The following is a 16,482-nucleotide window of genomic DNA, read 5'->3' on the forward strand; positions in this document are numbered from 1 at the left end:
CGAAGGATTCAGCGCGCGGCGGCCAGGACCAGTTGATCCAGAGTCGCCGCCACGGCCGGCACCCGCGCCAGATCCGGCAGCGTGAGCGCGACGATCTCCCGGTGGACCGACGGCTCGACCGTGAGCGTACGGACCCCCTTGGGGCGTACGGCCTCCAGCGCCAGCTCCGGCAGCATCGCCACCCCCAGCCCCGCCGCGACCAGGCCGATCACGGCCGGATAGTCGTCCGTCGCGAAGTCGATCCGGGGCGTGAACCCCGACTCCTCGCAGGCGCCGACGAGTTGTTCACGACAGCGCGGACAGCCCGCGATCCATGACTCGTCCGCCAGCGCGCCGACCGCGACCGTCCCCGCGTCCGCGAGCCGGTGGCCCTCGGGGACGACCCCGACGAGCCGGTCCACCAGCAGGGGGCGCACCACCAGGTCGTCCCACTCCGTGGCGGAGCCGCCGTACCGGAACGCCAGCGCCACATCGCAGTCGCCGTCCCGCAGCATCGCCGCGGAGGCCGGCGGCTCGGCCTCGACGAGCGAGACCCGGGTGCCGGGATGGGCCGCGCGCAGGGCGGCGAGCGCGGCGGGCACCAGGGTGGAGCTGCCGCTGGGGAACGAGACGAGCCTGACCCGGCCCGCCCGCAGTCCCGCGATGGCCGCCATCTCCTCCTCGGCGGCGGTGAGTCCGGCGAGGATGCCCGTCGCATGGCGCACGAGGACCTCGCCCGCCTCCGTCAGCCGCGTCTCCCGGCCGGTCCTGACGATCAACGGGGTGCCCGCGGACGATTCGAGCGCCTTCATCTGCTGGCTGACGGCGGGCTGGGTGCAGCCCAGTTCGCGCGCCGCCGCCGAGAAGGAGCCGGTGGCGGCCACGGTGCGCAGAACACGGAGATGACGGGCCTCGATCACACGCCACACCATAAGAGAGTCTTTGGGCCACCGCCATATAACGGCTGGTTGCTTTGAATGAGGGCCGGATAACGTGACGGCCATGAAGCTTCTGACCGTGAATGTGGGGCGGCCGAAGGCCGTGGGGTACACCGACGCCCCTGGCGGCGCCACCGGAATCGACAAGCGGCCGGCCGACGGTCCCGTACGGGTGACCGATCCCGGGCCGAAGGGCCGGGGCGGCAGCGGTCTCGCCGGGGACACCGTCTGCGATCTGCGCCACCACGGTGGCAGCGACCAGGCGGTGTACGCGTTCGCGCGGGAGGATCTGGACTACTGGGAAAGGGAGTTGGGCAGGCCGCTGGCCAACGGCGCGTTCGGTGAGAACCTCACCACGCTCGGGCTCGACATCACCGGCGCGAAGATCGGTGAGCGCTGGCGGATCGGTTCCGAGGTGGTGCTGGAGACGACGAGCGGCCGGATTCCGTGCCGTACGTTCCAGGGCTGGCTGGGCGAGACGGGCTGGCTCAAGCGCTTCACGCGGCAGGCCGTGACGGGGGCGTATCTCCGGGTCATCACCCCCGGCGAGATCCGCGCGGGCGACGCGATCGAGATAATCCACCGGCCCGCGCACGAGGTCACGGTGTCCATGGCCTTCCGTGCCGTCACCACCGAGCGTGAACTGCTGCCGCGCATCCTCGTGGCCGGGGAGGCGCTGCACGCCGAGAAGCTGAGGACGGCACGGGAGTACGTCGCCCGGTACGGAGCGGGCACCACGGCATAGCGGCGTCACACGGGCCGGCGGCACAGGGGGTGCGGCACATAGGTCGGCGGCACAGGGGGTGCGGCACCATAGGTCGGCGGCACATGGGCGAGCGGCACATGAGGCCCGGTGAAACGGCCCTGACCTGGGGCTCCTCGGACGGAATACTTCCTGTGTAGGGGATGCCCCTGAGAGGGACGGGTGGGGTCTCGGGGGCGCCTCGGGGGCGCCCCCGATGAAGGGGGACGGGCCCCGCCGGGACGCTCTGAGCATGTCTGGCTTCAAGCGCGTTCTCATCATTCTCCTGTCGGCCGGGATCGTTCTCACCCTGGCGGCCGGCGGCGGTTTCCTCTGGGTGTACTCCGGCGCCAAGGTGTCCACGGCCGGCCGGGGCGGCTTCCGCAACGAACTGGCCGTTCCGCCGCTCGCCCGGTCGACGGTCGGTCCCGACGGCACCCGGGTCTTCGACCTGAGGATGCAGGCCGGCGAGACGGAGTTCACGGCCGGGAGAAGGACTCCGACCTGGGGCTTCAACGGCAGTTATCTGGGGCCCACACTGCGCGCCGCGCGCGGTGAGAAGGTGCGGGTACGGGTGCGCAACGCACTCGGCGAGGCGTCGACCGTGCACTGGCACGGGATGCGTCTGCCCGCGCGGATGGACGGCGGCCCGCACCAGATGGTCGCTCCCGGAGCGACCTGGTCGCCGCAGTGGAAGGTCGACCAGCCGGCCGCGACCCTCTGGTACCACCCGCATCCGCACGGCGAGACCGAGGACCATGTGCAGCGCGGGCTCGCCGGGATGTTCATCCTGGACGACGCGAAGTCCCTCGGACTCGGACTGCCCGACACCTACGGGGTGAACGATCTGCCGCTGATCGTCCAGGACGTGAAGTTCGACGGAGCGCGGTTCGACCACGGGCACGGGCTGTTGCAGACCACCGGCTTCCTCGGTGACCGGACGATGGTGAACGGCACGCTCGACCCGTACCGCGTGGTCGGCGACGACCTCGTACGGCTGAGGCTGCTCAACGCCTCGACGGCCCGCACCTACGACTTCGGCTTCGACGACAACCGCGCCTTCTCGCTGATCGCCACGGACGGCGGACTGCTGGAGAAGGCCGCGTCCATGGACCGGATCCAGCTCTCACCGGGCGAGCGCGCCGAGATCGTGGTGCGGGTGCGGCCCGGGGAGCGGACCGTACTGCGCAGCTATCCGCTCTCCATCGGCCAGGACTTCTACAACCAGCGTTTCAACGGGGGCGACGACAGCTTCGACATCCTGGAACTGCGTGCCCGCGAGCGGCTGCGTCACTCCTCCGCCCTGCCGGTCACCCTGGGAAAACCGGAGATACCCGACGGCTCGCAGGCCGCGCGCACACGCTTCTTCGACCTCAAGGTCTCCGGGATCAACGGCCGGAGGATGAGCATGGGCCGGGTCGACGCCACGGTCGCGCGCGGTACGACGGAGGTCTGGACCGTACGGAACACCAACGGGATACCGCACAACTTCCATGTCCACGGCGTGCAGTCCAGGATCCTGTCGGTCAACGGCCGTGCGCCGCGACCGGCGCTGCGCGGCGCCAAGGACACCGTCTTCGTCCCCGACCGTACGACCGTCGTGCTGGCGATGCGCTTCGACGGGCCGGCCGACCCCAACTCCCCGTACATGTACCACTGTCATCTGCTCGCCCACGAGGACCAGGGGATGATGGGCCAGTTCGTGGTGGTCGGGAAGGGGCGGCGGGCGGGCCGTCCATCTGCTGTCCACGCACATCAGGGGCACTGACTCAGGCACTAACGTGCCGCGTATGACGACTGCTTTGATTACGGGCGCGACGGCCGGGATCGGTGCCGCCTTCGCGCGCCGGCTGGCGGCGGACGGGCACAATCTCGTACTGGTGGCGCGCGACACCACGCGCTTGCGGGAACAGGCCACCGAGCTGCACGACCGGCATGGCATCGAGGCCGAGGTGCTGACGGCCGACCTCTCCACCGACAGCGGGATCGAGTCGGTGGAGAGGCGGCTCTCGGACCGCAGACAGCCGGTCGATCTCCTCGTCAACAACGCGGGCTTCGGCAACAGGGGCCGTTTTCTCGATGTCTCCATGGCCGATGAGCTGACGATGCTGAAGGTGCACTGCGAGGCCGTGCTCCGGCTGACCTCGGCGGGGGTCGCGGGGATGAGGGAGCGCGGCCGGGGCGGAGTCGTCAATGTGGCGTCGGTGGCGGCGTTCCTGCCGCGCGGTACGTACGGCGCCTCGAAGGCCTGGGTCGTGCAGTTCACCCAGGGCGTGTCCCGGGATCTGGCGGGGACGGGGGTGCGGCTGATGGCGCTGTGCCCCGGCTTCGTACGGACCGAGTTCCACGAACGGGCCGGGATGGGCACGGACAACATCCCGGGCTGGATGTGGCTCGACGCGGACAAGGTGGTGACGGCGGCGCTGGCGGATCTGTCCCGGGGAAGGACGGTGTCCGTGCCCGACCCCCGGTACAAGGCGCTGATGGGCGCGGCCAAGCTGGCACCGCGCGGCCTGCTGGGCGGAATCACCGCGAAGACGGGCCGCAAGTACGGCCCGCGCTAGGGTCTTTCGTTCGGATCCGGCTGGGTCGGGGAGCACGGAAGACCCCCGGGCCGCGCGGCCTGATCCGAACGGAAGACCCCCGCCCCCGGTGCGGCACCTGCGGACGCGTGCGGGCCCGTGCCGGGCGGGCGGGTCATGGTGGTGGAACGCGCCGAGGCCCGGCCGCCCCCGTGGAGGGGGCGCCGGGCCTCGGTGCGTTCAGACCGTACGCGCGGACGTGCCGGCGGTCAGTGGCTGTGGCCGTGGCCGCCGTGGCCCGCCTCGGCCTCTTCCTCGGCCGGCTTCTCGACGACCAGGGTCTCGGTCGTGAGCAGCAGCGACGCGATGGACGCGGCGTTCTCCAGCGCGGAGCGCGTGACCTTCACCGGGTCGATGACACCGGCCTTCACCAGGTCGACGTACTCGCCGGTCGCTGCGTTGAAGCCGTGGCCCTTGTCCTGCTCCGCCACCTTCGAGGTGATGACGTAGCCCTCAAGACCGGCGTTCTCGGCGATCCAGCGCAGCGGCTCGACGACGGCGCGGCGGACGACCGCGACACCGGTGGCCTCGTCGCCCTCCTTGCCGAGGTTGCCCTCCAGCACCTTGGCGGCGTGCACCAGGGCGGAGCCACCACCGGAGACGATGCCCTCCTCGACCGCGGCGCGGGTCGCGGAGATGGCGTCCTCCAGACGGTGCTTCTTCTCCTTCAGCTCCACCTCGGTGGCGGCGCCGACCTTGATCACGCACACGCCGCCGGCCAGCTTCGCGAGGCGCTCCTGGAGCTTCTCGCGGTCCCAGTCGGAGTCCGTGCCCTCGATCTCGGCCTTGATCTGGTTGATGCGGCCGACGACGTCCGCGGAGTTGCCGCCGCCGTCGACGATGGTCGTGTCGTCCTTGGAGATGGTGACGCGGCGGGCGGAGCCCAGCACGTCCAGACCGGCCTGGTCGAGCTTGAGGCCGACCTCCTCGGCGATGACGGTCGCACCCGTGAGGGTGGCGATGTCGCCGAGCATGGCCTTGCGGCGGTCACCGAAGCCGGGGGCCTTCACCGCGACCGCGTTGAAGGTGCCGCGGATCTTGTTGACGACCAGGGTGGAGAGCGCCTCGCCCTCGACGTCCTCGGCGATGATCAGCAGCGGCTTGGAGCCACCCGACTGGATGACCTTCTCCAGCAGCGGCAGCAGGTCCTGGATGGAGGAGATCTTGCCCTGGTGGACCAGGATGTACGGGTCGTCGAGGACGGCCTCCATACGCTCCTGGTCGGTCACCATGTACGGGGACAGGTAACCCTTGTCGAAGGCCATGCCCTCGGTGAAGTCCAGCTCCAGACCGAAAGTGTTGGACTCCTCGACGGTGATGACACCGTCCTTGCCGACCTTGTCCATCGCCTCGGCGATCAGCTCGCCGACCTGCTGGTCCTGCGCGGAGAGCGCGGCCACGGCGGCGATGTCGGACTTGTCGTCGATCGGACGGGCGGTCGCGAGCAGTTCCTCGGAGACGGCCTTGACGGCGGCGTCGATGCCCTTCTTCAGGGCGGCCGGGGAAGCGCCGGCGGCGACATTGCGCAGGCCCTCGCGGACCAGCGCCTGGGCCAGCACCGTGGCGGTGGTGGTGCCGTCACCCGCGATGTCGTTGGTCTTGGTCGCCACCTCCTTCACGAGCTGCGCGCCCAGGTTCTCGAACGGGTCGTCGATCTCCACCTCGCGGGCGATCGTGACACCGTCGTTGGTGATGGTCGGGGCGCCGAACTTCTTGTCGATGACGACGTTGCGGCCCTTGGGGCCGATCGTCACCTTCACCGTGTCGGCAAGCTTGTTGACGCCGCGCTCGAGGGCGCGACGGGCGTCCTCGTCGAACTTCAGGATCTTCGCCATGGGAGCTTTCTCTGTCCTCTCACACGAACCGCGCCCCTGTCCGCCCGGCAATCGAAGGGCGGCCAGGGGCGCGGTTCACAAGCAAACTCGTACGTGGGTGATTACTTCTCGATGATCGCGAGCACGTCGCGAGCCGAGAGGACGAGGTACTCCTCGCCGCTGTACTTCACCTCGGTGCCGCCGTACTTGCTGTACAGAACGACATCGCCGACGGAAACGTCGAGCGGAAGCCGCTCGCCGTTCTCGAAACGGCCCGGACCGACAGCAAGGACGACGCCCTCCTGGGGCTTCTCCTTGGCGGTGTCCGGGATAACCAGGCCAGAGGCCGTGGTCTGCTCGGCGTCGAGCGGCTGGACCACAATGCGGTCCTCGAGCGGCTTGATGGCAACCTTGGTGCTGGCGGTCGTCACGATCCGACCTCCCCCTTCGGAGATCTCACGGGGTTAACTGTCTGAGGGTGGCGACCAGGTCGATCCGTCGTCGCGGGTGCCGGATCTGCCAGTCGCGCTTTGGCACTCTCCAGTGGGGAGTGCCAGACCCGAGACTATGACCGCGATTAGCACTCGGTCAAGCGGAGTGCCAATACGGCTGCGCGTGGCGTTTCCGTACCGGTACGGAAACGCCCGTGTGAGGCCCCTGATTCCGCACACCCGTACGAGCGGCGCACACGCCCGCGCCCGCGCCGACGCGAACGGCCCGGCTCCGGCGGCCATGGCTCGCCCCGGTCTCATCCCGGGGCGACACCGGCGCTCACAGCCGGGCCCCCGCGTTCCCGCCGGGGCCGCCGGGGCCCGTGTCCATGACCGGCCGCCCCTCCCGCGGTTCCTCCCCGGGGCACATCTCCCGGGGCTGCGGGGCGAGCCGTACGGCGCCCGGCCGGTGCTCGGGCCGCGAGACCGGGGGCGGGGCGTGCGGACCGACCTTCTGCGCCGCCTTGCGGCCGAGCCGTTCGATCGGGTCCACCGGATCGGACGACTGCGCGCAGCCGGCGGTGATGAGCGCGCCGGCCGCCAGCGCACCGGCCAGCAGCCGGTACTCGGCTCTCCCGCGGCCCCCGGCGGCTCTCCGCGCCCGTGCCGCGCCCACCGGGGCGACGGGGCCGCACGCGTCCTCCCCGAGCCTCACAGGTACTCCGCCGGTGTCATACGTAGTCCTCCAGCTTGCCCACGGCGTACCCCTTGTCCGTGATCACCTTCATCACATGCCGGATCATGTCGGGCATGGAGCCCGACCACTCGTCGGGCCCGCGGAAGTGGGTGAGGATAATGTCCCCGGGGTGCATGTCGCGGTCCCACTCCCGCCACTCCATGTGGTCGGGAAATGCCTCCGACGCCCACAGGGGTGCGGCCTTCACACCGCACTCCTTGGCGGCGACCAGGGTGTCCCGGTTGTAGTTGCCGAACGGCGGCCGGAAGAGCGCGGGCCGGTGGCCGTACCGCTTCTGGAGCTTGTCCTGCTGGCCGCAGATCTCCCGCTTCTGCTCGTCGTAGGTCAGACCGGGCAGATAGGGGTGGTTGAGGGTGTGGTTGTTCAGCGTCACCCCGTTGTCCTGCATCTTCTTGAAGTAGTCGTAGTTGCTGTTGATCACGTAGTCGCTGAGGAAGGCGGTGTACGGGATCTTCAGCTCGCTCATCATCCGCAGCAGCTCGGGATCCTTCTCCACGCCGTCGTCGATGGTCAGGAAGACGACCTTGTCCTTGGTCGGGACGGTGGTGAAGACCGGCGGCAGATCCTCGCTGCTCTCGACCTCGAAGCCCTCGCGGGTGGTGATGGCCGGCTTGACCGCGGGCGGTCTGGGCGCGGGCAGCGGGGTGGCGCCGAGCCCCCACTTCTTGGCCGCGATCGCACGGGCCGCCTGGTTGCGGCGGAGGTTCTCGGCATAGCCGGTGATCATCCCGGCCGGGGCCTCCTTCTTCGCGTCCGGATGGCCCGGTCCGCCCGGCTGGCCCGGGTGCCCGGCGGTGGGCTTGGGCACCTCACCGGATCCGACGGCGCATCCCGAACCGATCGCCGCGACGAGCAGGGCGGCCAGCACCGCACGCCCTCGTCTGCCGTGGCTGCCCCCCTTACCGCCCCCACCCATGCCGCTCCCGACCCCCTTCGCCGTCTCCGTCACCTTTGCGGTCATTTCTTCTTTTTGTCGTACTAGTTGCATGGTGTCGTATCCTGTCAGCGCGCCACGTCCGCGTCCGGCCGACACCGCCGCCCCGGCGCGCACCGTCCCCCGGCTGGCCCACAATGGACCGGGTGACCGACCGCGCCCCTTCCCCCGTCTCCCCCCGCTCGCCCTCCTCGTCGCGCACGTCCCCCTCGTCCCCCTCGTCTCCCTCGTCGTCTCCCCTGCCTCCCACGACCGCCCCGTCCGCCATGTCTCCCTCGCCTCTCCCTCCCCTCCTCGCCCCGCTGCTCTCCGCCGAGGGCCAGGCGCTCCTCGCCGACCTGCGCGACCACGACCCGGCCGGCGAACTGGCTCTCGCCACCCGGCTGCGCCGTGAGCACCCGGCGGAACTGGTCTCGGCGGCGCTGACCCAGGCGCGGCTGCGCCAGCGCGGAGCGGCGAAGTTCGGCGCACGGGACGCGTCCCGGATGTACTTCACGCCGAACGGGATCGAACAGGCCACGCGCGGCAGCGTCGCCGCGTACCGGGCCGACCGGTTGCGCGCCCTGGCGCCGGAGCTCCGGATCACCGATCTGTGCTGCGGCATCGGCGGCGACGCGATCGAGCTGGCCCGTGCGGGCTTCGCCGTGACCGCCGTCGATCTCGACCCGCTGACCTGCGAGATCGCGGCCGAGAACCTACGGAATCTGGCACCGGCGGCACCGGCCGCGACGGTGACGCGGGCGGACGTCCTGGAGTACGACCTGACGGGGTCCCGCACCCTGTTCATCGACCCGGCCCGGCGTGGCGGCCGGGGCAGGATCTTCGATCCGGAGGCCTACTCGCCACCCCTGTCCTGGGCGGTCGACGCGGTGCGCCGGGCCGGCGCGGGCGCGGTCAAGATCGCGCCCGGTATTCCGCACGAGCTGATCCCCGACGACTTCGAGGCCGAGTGGATCTCGGACGGCGGCGATGTCAAGGAGGCCGTGCTCTGGCACGGCGGAACGCCCGGCTCCGTCACCCCGGGCAGCCGCCGCGCCACGCTGCTCACCGCCGGTACCGCCACGCCGCCCGCCGCCGGTGCCGTCGGCGCTCCTGGCACCGACGGCGCTCCTTCGGTCCGCACGCTCACCGGCCGTGGCCTGCCGGACCCGGCCGTCCGCGGGACGGGCCGCTTCCTGTACGAGCCGGACGGGGCCGTCATCCGCGCGCATCTGGTGGCCGAGGTGGCCGAAGAGCTGGACGGCGGACTGCTCGACGAGACGATCGCGTACATCACGGCCGACGAACTGCGCTCCACCCCGTACGCCACCGCCTACGAGATCACCGACGAACTCCCCTTCGGCCTCAAGAAACTCAAGGCCCTGCTGCGCGAACGCGAGGTCGGTGTCCTGACGGTGAAGAAGCGCGGCTCCGCCGTGGAACCGGAGGAACTCCGCCGCCGGCTGAAGCTCAAGGGGCCGCACGCCTCCACGGTCTTCCTCACCCGCGTCGCGGGCGCCCCGACCATGCTGCTCGGCCACCCGGCGAAAAAGTAGGGCCCCCGAAAGGGCCCGCGAGAACGGCGGCCACCGCCCGGAGGGGGCGGGGGCGTGACCCGCCTGCCCACCGGAGGTCCATGCGACGTCCGTGGCGAGGTCCGTGGCGAGGTCCGTGGCTACTGGAGGTCCGCGGCTACTGGAGGTCGGTCAGCTCGTCCGCGTAGATCTGCGACAGCGGCTGCGGGCCGACGTACTGCTGGCAGTTGCACTGCCTGCGCTCGTACCGCAGGGGCTTCTTGTTCTCGTCCCACTCCGTCGCGACCTCGACCTCCTCGTGGCACTTGCCCCGCTTGTCATGCTTCGCGAGATGGTGCGTACAGCCACAGACGGGCTCCGGCGGTTTGTGCGCCTGCTCCAGGGCCAGCCGTTCCTTCTTCTCCAGCCTCAGGAGCTCGATCCGCCGCTCGTGCCGGGTCCGGAGCGCGGTCCGGCCGGTGTCGGCGATCCATCCGAATCCGCCCACGATGAAGAAGACGAAAATCCACCAAAGCCATTCCATCCGCCGCCCCTTCACCGTGAATGGCGCATGCGTTCTCTCTTCAGCATAGGACGGACACCCGAGGAACGGCCTCAGCGGTGGGCGCCCCCGCCCCTGCGCTCGGGTACAGGACTCAGCAACCGCCCTGACCAGGCCTGATGCGCATACGACTGGACAGCGCCCAGGACCCCGGTCGCCAGGGCCGTGACCGCGAGACCCAGCGCGTAGACCGTCTCACCCACGGTGACAGAACCGGGTCCCGGCGCGGCCCCCGTCCAGGCGGCGGCCGTCGCCCACACCCCGAGCGCGCACAGGACCACGGAGAGCAGCAGCCACATCACGCTCCGCCCGTGCGCGCGGACACGGAGGTCCCTCGGGGGGTCCTGGTCGAGCTCGGCCCAGGCTTCCAGCCGCTGCCGTACGGTACGGCCACGCTCCAGCCAGTAACCGAGCGCGACCCCGGCGGGTATCAGCAGGACCGCCGCGAGAAAGAGCGCCACCAGCCCGGTCACCTGGCCGAGCCCGCCCTGCTCGAAGCTCTGGATCGCCAGCCCCACGGACGCCCAGCCGAGCGCGGCGACGGCTCCGGTCAGCCAGAGCAGCACCAGCCGCCCGATGCCGAGCCGCCGTCCGGCGAGCGCGGCCATGGTGGCGGCCCGGTCGGCGAGCAGCGCCTCACGGTCGGGCCAGGAGCGCAGATGCGGGGGCGGCGGGGGCGGCGGCAGCCGCAGACGGCCGGCCACGCTGACCTTGCTGATCACCCGGCCGAGGGTAACGGGACGGGCGGGGCCCGACGACGCGGGGTGACGTTCGGGACCAGGGGGCGAGTGTCGGGCGGGGCGCCCCGGCCCGGCCGGCAGTAGCTTCGGGGCCATGCCGCCGATCTCCCTCACGTACCTGCTGAAACGGCTGCTGAGAGGTGAACCCTGGCAACGGCTCCATGTGAAGGCCGCCGTATGGGCCACCCTGCTCCTGGTGCTCGTCCTGCTGATCGGCTCGTGGATCATCGTCCCGGTCGAGGCATCGGCCTCCCGCGCGACGATCACGTCCTTCCCCCGCGCCCTGTGGTGGTCCGTGGAGACCGCCACCACCGTCGGCTACGGGGACATGTATCCGGTCACCCCGTGGGGGCGGGTCGTCGCCGGTGTGGTGATGCTCGTCGGCATCTCCGTCTTCAGCATCGTCACGGCGTCCCTGGCCACCTGGTTCGTCAGCAGCGCCGCCCACCGTATGCGCCGGTTCGCCCTGACCCTGGAACACGCCGAACGCGAGGGCAGGACCGATGTCTCCGAGGACATGCGCGCCCTGCACGAACGCTTCGACCGCCTGGAACTCCTGCTGAAACCCCCGGGCGGCCCGTCGAGGAACAGAGGCGACTGACACCCGGCGAAGCCCCTCGGCCCGCTCCGGCCGGACCGGCGCCCGTCAGTCGGCGAACTCCTTCAGCCCGACCGAAGAAGGTCTCACCCAGAGGCCCCCACGTGGTCGAGATCCGCGTTCACGCGAGATCGTTGGCCGTGAAGTGAATCCGCAGCACCCCAGCCTCCTCGTCCCCGTCCGCACCACGTCAAGTCTCCCCAGCAGAACCGGAAGGCGCCCCCTGGGCACACCGACCGGAACGAGCCACCCCTCGCCGTCCAGCTCCGCCGGACAGGGCCTACGGCTCGGCGATCTCGCGCAGCTCGACCGTGAGGTCGTACTCGTCCTCGTGGACGTCCACGAAGCGCCGCGTCCACTCGACGGCCTGTTCCCTGTCCTTCGCCTGCACGATCGCGTACCCGCCGATGACCTCCTTGGCCTCGGTGAACGGGCCGTCGGTGACCGTGAGCCTCCCCCCGGTCCGCCGGAAGCGCACGCCGTGGGCGGACGAGGTCAGCCCGGCGGTGTCGAGCAGCACCCCGGCCTTGGTCATCTCCTCGATCAGCTCGCCCATCCGCCGCGTCAGCTCGGGGCTCGGCCCGCCCTCGGGCGCGTTCTTCTCGTCGACGCTGATGAAGGACAGAAAGCGCGGCATGGTGACTCCTCGGTGTCGGGGCCGGTGTCGGGGTCCGTGTGGGTGTCGGTGTCGGCAGGGGCGGACCGTTTCCCGCTCCTCACCTCTACGTCGAGCGGAAGCCACCCGGATCGACACACGCCGGGAACCTCTTCCGCGGAATCCGCCCGTCCGCTCCCCCGCCCCCCGCTAATCCAGCGCCTCGAAGCGCCAGCGGTGGACCGGCCGGGCCGTCATGTCCGGCGCCGGGTCCGGCAGTTCGGGGACATCGGCGTCGTACGGACCGTCCCACCAGGTGATGACCAGCACGCGGTCCTGCGGCGCCCGGAAGACCTCGCGCCGCAGCGGGGCGTACGGGAGGTCCTGCGCCCGCGCCCATGCCAGCAGCTCCGCGCCCCGGCCGGGCACCGCCTTCGCCTCCCACATCAGCGCCACGGTCATGAATGCCTCACGAGTACAGGTTGTCCTTGCCCAGTTCATGCAGATGATCATGACCGTGGTCGTGGTGGCCATGGTGGCCGTGCCGATCGCCCTCGTCGTGGCCGGGGGCGGCGCCCGGTACGTGCGGCTCCGTCACCGGCAGCGACGAGTCCGCCGACAGCTCCCAGTCGGACGCCGGCCGGCCGCGCGCCACCATCTCCGCGCCCAGCGCCGCCACCATCGCGCCGTTGTCCGTGCAGAGCCCCGGACGCGGCACCCGCAGCCGGATCCCCGCCCGCTCGCAGCGCTCGGCCGCGAGCGCCCGCAGCCGTGAGTTGGCCGCGACCCCGCCCCCGATCATGAGATGGTCCACGCCCTCGTCCTTGCAGGCGCGTACGGCCTTCCGGGTCAGTACGTCCACCACCGCCTCCTGGAAGGAGGCCGCCACATCCCGTACCGGCACCTCCTCGCCCGCGTTCCGCTTCGCCTCGATCCAGCGGGCCACGGACGTCTTGAGGCCGGAGAAGGAGAAGTCGTACGCCGCGTCACGCGGCCCGGTCAGCCCGCGCGGGAACGCGATCGCCGCCGGATCGCCCTCCTTCGCCAGCCGGTCGATCACGGGACCACCGGGGAAGCCGAGGTGCAGCACGCGCGCGATCTTGTCGAACGCCTCACCCGCCGCGTCGTCGATCGTCGCCCCCAGGGGCCGTACGTCGCTGGTGATGTCCGGCGCGAGCAGCAGCGACGAATGCCCTCCGCTCACCAGCAGCGCCATCGTCGGCTCCGGCAGCGGACCGTGCTCCAACTGGTCGACGCAGATGTGGGAGGCCAGGTGGTTCACGCCGTACAGCGGCTTGCCGAGGGCGTACGCGTACGCCTTCGCCGCCGAGACCCCCACCAGCAGCGCACCGGCCAGGCCGGGCCCCGCGGTCACCGCGACACCGTCCAGGTCACGGGCGGAGACACCCGCCTCCTTCAGCGCGCGCTCGATCGTCGGCACCATCGCCTCCAGATGCGCGCGGGAGGCGACCTCCGGCACCACACCGCCGAAGCGCGCGTGCTCGTCGACGCTCGACGCGACGGCGTCGGCGAGCAGCGTCGTCCCGCGGACGATGCCGACCCCCGTCTCGTCACAGGAGGTCTCGATACCGAGGACGAGGGGTTCGTCAGCCATGGATCTCAGTTCCTTGATGGGTCTTCATGGGTCTTCATATGGAGGCGCATGACGAGCGCGTCGACATTGCCCGGCTGGTAGTAGCCGCGCCGGAATCCGATCGGCTCGAAGCCGAACCGCTCGTACAGCCGCTGGGCCCGGAGATTGTCGACCCGCACTTCGAGCAGCACCTCCTCGCACTCGAAGGCGGTGGCGTGCTGGAGCAGATCGGTGAGCAGCCGGGAGCCCAGGCCGCTGCCCCACTGGCCGCGGGCCGCGGCGATGGTCTGTACGTCACCGAGGCCCCCGGCGGCGGCGAGTCCGGCGTAGCCGACGATCCGGCCGTCCTCCGGCTCGACCGCCACCACATAGTGGCGGGTGGCCCGCGGGCCGCGCGCGTGGGCCAGCTCGGACCAGAACATGGCCGGGGACCAGGCGTCCTCGGGGAAGAGATCGTGTTCGAGGGCGAGCACCGGCTCGATGTCCCACCAGCGCATCTCCCGCAGCAGAACGGAAGAGCGGGCGGGGGCGGGCGGCACGGAGGCAGCCGCCGCCGCGCCCGGAGGAGCCGTCACGCCGGGTGCTCCGGACCCGTCCGGCTCCCCGGTGGCCCCCCTCGCCCCGGCCGTCCCGGTCTCCCCGGCCGTCCCGGTCTCCCCGGCCGCCCGCACCGCCTCTGTCCCGTTCCGGCCCTCGTCCGCCGCGCCAGTCGCATCGGTCACTTCGGGGTGACCACCTTGTAGTTCTTGGGCACCTGCGCGTCCGGACGGCGCAGATACAGGGGGAGCGCCGGCAGGAAGCCCCCGCCGGGCCCGGTGGACGCCCCTGCCCCAGGATCCGAACCGGTATCCGAACCGGGACCGGGTCCGGCTCCGGGACCGGAACCGGGTCCGGAGCCGGAGCCGAGCGCGGCCCCGGACCCGGCCTCCGCCGCGAGTCTCTCCACGGCCAGCGACGCCAGCGCGGCGGCCGACTGGTGCTCGGGACCGCGCGCGTCCGGGAAGACATCGGGATAGAGCAGCGCCCCCGCGCCCACGGCGGGCACCCCCACCACGTGTTCATGACCGGCGATATCGGCGGGACGGTCGACGGCCGGCTCGGTCAGCCGCGTACGGGCGTCCGCGTACCGTGCCCAGTAGACCTCCTTGCGGCGGGCGTCCGTCGCCACGACGAACGGCCCCTCCAGCCCGGAGGCGTACGCGAGCCCGTCCAGGGTGCACAGCCCGCGCACCGGCACCCCGAGCGCCGAGCCGAAGGTCAGGGCCGTCACCAGTCCGACGCGCAGTCCCGTGTACGGTCCCGGCCCCACCCCCACGACCACATCGGTGAGGGCGTCCAGTTTCAGCCCGGCCTCCGCGAGGACACGGTCGACGGCGGGAAGGAGCAGTTCTCCGTGGCGGCGCGCGTCGACCTGACTCTCCGCGGCCAGGACGGAGGTTCCGTCGTGGAGAGCGACGGTGACGGCGGGCGTGGCGGTATCAACGGCGAGCAGAAGCACGCAAACAGCCTACGGCTCCGGCGCCCAAGGCACGGCGCCCCGTACCGTCAGCCCGCTGCTGCTACCGTCACCACGGAGTCATACGTACGAGAGGTGGATCAAGGTGTCCAGGAGCAGCTCGGGAATCGTGGCCGGGCTCACCGCGGCGGCCGTCGCCGTGGTCGGCTTCCTCGCCTACCAGGCGTCCGCGAACGTTCCCGACAAGACCCTCGGGAAGCCCGCCACCGCACCGTCCGCCTCTCCCCCCGCCTCGGGCGGCGCCCCCGCGCAGAAGAAGAAGAACCCGCTGGCGATCCCCGCGGAATCAGGCACCGGCGCACGGGTGGTGTACGCGCTGGGCCAGCGCCGGGTGTGGCTGGTGAACCAGAACGAGCAGGCGACGCGGAGCTTCGCCGTCATGCCGAGCACGGTCAGCCCGCTGCCGGGTTCGTACCGGGTCACCTCGCGCTCCGGCGCGGTCACCGGCTCGGACGGCGTACGGGTCGAGCACGTCGTACGGTTCACGACCGTCAACGACGTGTCGATCGGATTCAGCGCCGCGGTGGACGGCACGCTGTCCAGCCCCGACCCGACGCTGAAGACGGGCGGGGTCAGGATGAAGGTGGCGGACGGAAACGCGGTGTGGACGTTCGCGACGGTCGGCTCGACCGTTGTTGTCGTTCCGTAGCCTCCGTAGCCCCCTCCGTCAGGCGGCGTCGCGCCGCCGTTCCCGTTCTCTCGCCTCCGCGGCGGCCCGTGCGGTCGCGACCGCCGAGGGCTCCTTCGGCGGTGTGGACACGGCCGAGGCCGCCGCGCACGACGCGAGCAGCGCGCTCATGGATACGGACGACGGCGAAGGCGTCGTGGACGGTGACCGGGGCGTTGAGGGCTGCGGACGCGGTGCGCGTTCTGACGCCGACATGGGTGCCTCCTGAGGCTCCGGGGGCAGGCGTGGTCAGGTAGGTAGTTAGGTAGACCTAACCAAGTCTCGATACCATGTGACCACGCATGGCATGGCACGCGCAACATTTTGCCGACGTCTTGTCGGAACGTACGGAACGGCTGGCCGAATCGCCACGGAATCGTCGGTCGGACCGACGAAGAGCGGGCCGACGGGGAACGGACGGGCGAAGAACGGGCCGGGGAGGAACGAACGGCCGAGGAAGGCCGGGGAAAGCCGAGGAAGGCCGGGGAAAGCCGAGGAAGGCCGGGGAAAGCCGAGGAAGGCCGGGGAAAGCCGGGGAAG

Annotated in this window: 19 protein-coding genes; 6 read left to right on the plus strand and 13 right to left on the minus strand. The window is 71.2% G+C overall.

The features are described from left to right. Window positions 1-8: 8 nt before the first annotated feature. Entirely contained in the window at window positions 9-899 is an 891-nt protein-coding gene (locus ACFYYH_RS11980) for a LysR family transcriptional regulator (RefSeq protein ID WP_388549217.1), read from the minus strand. Between the two features lie 82 nt (window positions 900-981). On the opposite strand from ACFYYH_RS11980, the gene ACFYYH_RS11985 reads away from it, so the two are divergent. The 3 genes from ACFYYH_RS11985 to ACFYYH_RS11995 all read left to right on the plus strand — a co-directional run bounded on the left by ACFYYH_RS11985 (window position 982) and on the right by ACFYYH_RS11995 (window position 4,223). Further along, window positions 982-1,662, plus strand: a complete 681-nt coding sequence (locus ACFYYH_RS11985; RefSeq protein WP_388549219.1) for an MOSC domain-containing protein — start codon at window positions 982-984, stop codon at window positions 1,660-1,662. Window positions 1,663-1,912: 250 nt separating this feature from the next. Further along, window positions 1,913-3,427 (plus strand): multicopper oxidase family protein, encoded by a 1,515-nt coding sequence (locus ACFYYH_RS11990; protein WP_388549221.1) that lies wholly within the window; start codon window positions 1,913-1,915, stop codon window positions 3,425-3,427. 22 nt (window positions 3,428-3,449) lie between these two features. Next, complete coding sequence (locus ACFYYH_RS11995; protein ID WP_388549224.1) at window positions 3,450-4,223, plus strand: SDR family NAD(P)-dependent oxidoreductase; 774 nt, start codon at window positions 3,450-3,452, stop codon at window positions 4,221-4,223. 227 nt (window positions 4,224-4,450) lie between these two features. On the opposite strand, the gene groL is transcribed toward ACFYYH_RS11995, so the two are convergent. The 4 genes from groL to ACFYYH_RS12015 form a co-directional block, all read right to left on the minus strand. Further along, window positions 4,451-6,076, minus strand: coding sequence for a chaperonin GroEL (gene groL, locus ACFYYH_RS12000; protein WP_388549227.1), 1,626 nt, complete (start codon window positions 6,074-6,076; stop codon window positions 4,451-4,453). A gap of 101 nt (window positions 6,077-6,177) precedes the next feature. Beyond that, entirely contained in the window at window positions 6,178-6,486 is a 309-nt protein-coding gene (groES, locus tag ACFYYH_RS12005) for a co-chaperone GroES (protein WP_023539274.1), read from the minus strand. 340 nt (window positions 6,487-6,826) lie between these two features. Continuing rightward, complete coding sequence (locus tag ACFYYH_RS12010) at window positions 6,827-7,201, minus strand: hypothetical protein (RefSeq protein WP_388549230.1); 375 nt, start codon at window positions 7,199-7,201, stop codon at window positions 6,827-6,829. A gap of 16 nt (window positions 7,202-7,217) precedes the next feature. Further along, complete coding sequence (locus ACFYYH_RS12015) at window positions 7,218-8,231, minus strand: polysaccharide deacetylase family protein (RefSeq protein ID WP_388549232.1); 1,014 nt, start codon at window positions 8,229-8,231, stop codon at window positions 7,218-7,220. A 212-nt stretch (window positions 8,232-8,443) separates the two neighbouring features. Here ACFYYH_RS12015 and ACFYYH_RS12020 point away from each other — a divergent pair, with 212 nt between their 5' ends. After that, a complete protein-coding gene (locus tag ACFYYH_RS12020; RefSeq protein ID WP_388549235.1) occupies window positions 8,444-9,712 on the plus strand; it encodes an SAM-dependent methyltransferase in 1,269 nt (422 codons plus the stop codon). A 136-nt stretch (window positions 9,713-9,848) separates the two neighbouring features. Here the strand turns inward: ACFYYH_RS12020 and ACFYYH_RS12025 are convergent, their stop codons facing one another. Both ACFYYH_RS12025 and ACFYYH_RS12030 read right to left on the minus strand, forming a co-directional pair. After that, the gene (locus ACFYYH_RS12025; protein WP_388549236.1) at window positions 9,849-10,214 is read right to left on the minus strand and encodes a hypothetical protein; all 366 of its coding nucleotides are present in this window, start codon (window positions 10,212-10,214) and stop codon (window positions 9,849-9,851) included. 71 nt (window positions 10,215-10,285) lie between these two features. Then, a complete protein-coding gene (locus tag ACFYYH_RS12030) occupies window positions 10,286-10,954 on the minus strand; it encodes a hypothetical protein (RefSeq protein ID WP_388549239.1) in 669 nt (222 codons plus the stop codon). A 112-nt stretch (window positions 10,955-11,066) separates the two neighbouring features. On the opposite strand from ACFYYH_RS12030, the gene ACFYYH_RS12035 reads away from it, so the two are divergent. Beyond that, entirely contained in the window at window positions 11,067-11,573 is a 507-nt protein-coding gene (locus ACFYYH_RS12035) for a potassium channel family protein (protein ID WP_388549241.1), read from the plus strand. 277 nt (window positions 11,574-11,850) lie between these two features. On the opposite strand, the gene ACFYYH_RS12040 is transcribed toward ACFYYH_RS12035, so the two are convergent. The 5 genes from ACFYYH_RS12040 to tsaB form a co-directional block, all read right to left on the minus strand. After that, a complete protein-coding gene (locus ACFYYH_RS12040) occupies window positions 11,851-12,207 on the minus strand; it encodes a YciI family protein (RefSeq protein ID WP_388549244.1) in 357 nt (118 codons plus the stop codon). A 168-nt stretch (window positions 12,208-12,375) separates the two neighbouring features. After that, window positions 12,376-12,627, minus strand: a complete 252-nt coding sequence (locus ACFYYH_RS12045) for a hypothetical protein (RefSeq protein WP_388549246.1) — start codon at window positions 12,625-12,627, stop codon at window positions 12,376-12,378. Window positions 12,628-12,634: 7 nt separating this feature from the next. Beyond that, entirely contained in the window at window positions 12,635-13,780 is a 1,146-nt protein-coding gene (gene tsaD, locus ACFYYH_RS12050; RefSeq protein WP_388549248.1) for a tRNA (adenosine(37)-N6)-threonylcarbamoyltransferase complex transferase subunit TsaD, read from the minus strand. A 5-nt stretch (window positions 13,781-13,785) separates the two neighbouring features. After that, window positions 13,786-14,256: a ribosomal protein S18-alanine N-acetyltransferase gene (gene rimI / locus ACFYYH_RS12055; protein WP_388549689.1), complete on the minus strand. Its 471-nt coding sequence runs from the start codon at window positions 14,254-14,256 to the stop codon at window positions 13,786-13,788. 221 nt (window positions 14,257-14,477) lie between these two features. Beyond that, complete coding sequence (gene tsaB / locus ACFYYH_RS12060) at window positions 14,478-15,257, minus strand: tRNA (adenosine(37)-N6)-threonylcarbamoyltransferase complex dimerization subunit type 1 TsaB (protein ID WP_388549250.1); 780 nt, start codon at window positions 15,255-15,257, stop codon at window positions 14,478-14,480. A gap of 103 nt (window positions 15,258-15,360) precedes the next feature. Here tsaB and ACFYYH_RS12065 point away from each other — a divergent pair, with 103 nt between their 5' ends. After that, window positions 15,361-15,924 (plus strand): hypothetical protein, encoded by a 564-nt coding sequence (locus ACFYYH_RS12065; RefSeq protein ID WP_388549252.1) that lies wholly within the window; start codon window positions 15,361-15,363, stop codon window positions 15,922-15,924. Window positions 15,925-15,942: 18 nt separating this feature from the next. On the opposite strand, the gene ACFYYH_RS12070 is transcribed toward ACFYYH_RS12065, so the two are convergent. After that, window positions 15,943-16,074, minus strand: coding sequence for a hypothetical protein (locus ACFYYH_RS12070; protein ID WP_388549254.1), 132 nt, complete (start codon window positions 16,072-16,074; stop codon window positions 15,943-15,945). Window positions 16,075-16,482: the final 408 nt, after the last annotated feature.

The sequence above is a fragment of the Streptomyces sp. NPDC002018 genome (assembly GCF_042890865.1).
Classification (GTDB): domain Bacteria; phylum Actinomycetota; class Actinomycetes; order Streptomycetales; family Streptomycetaceae; genus Streptomyces.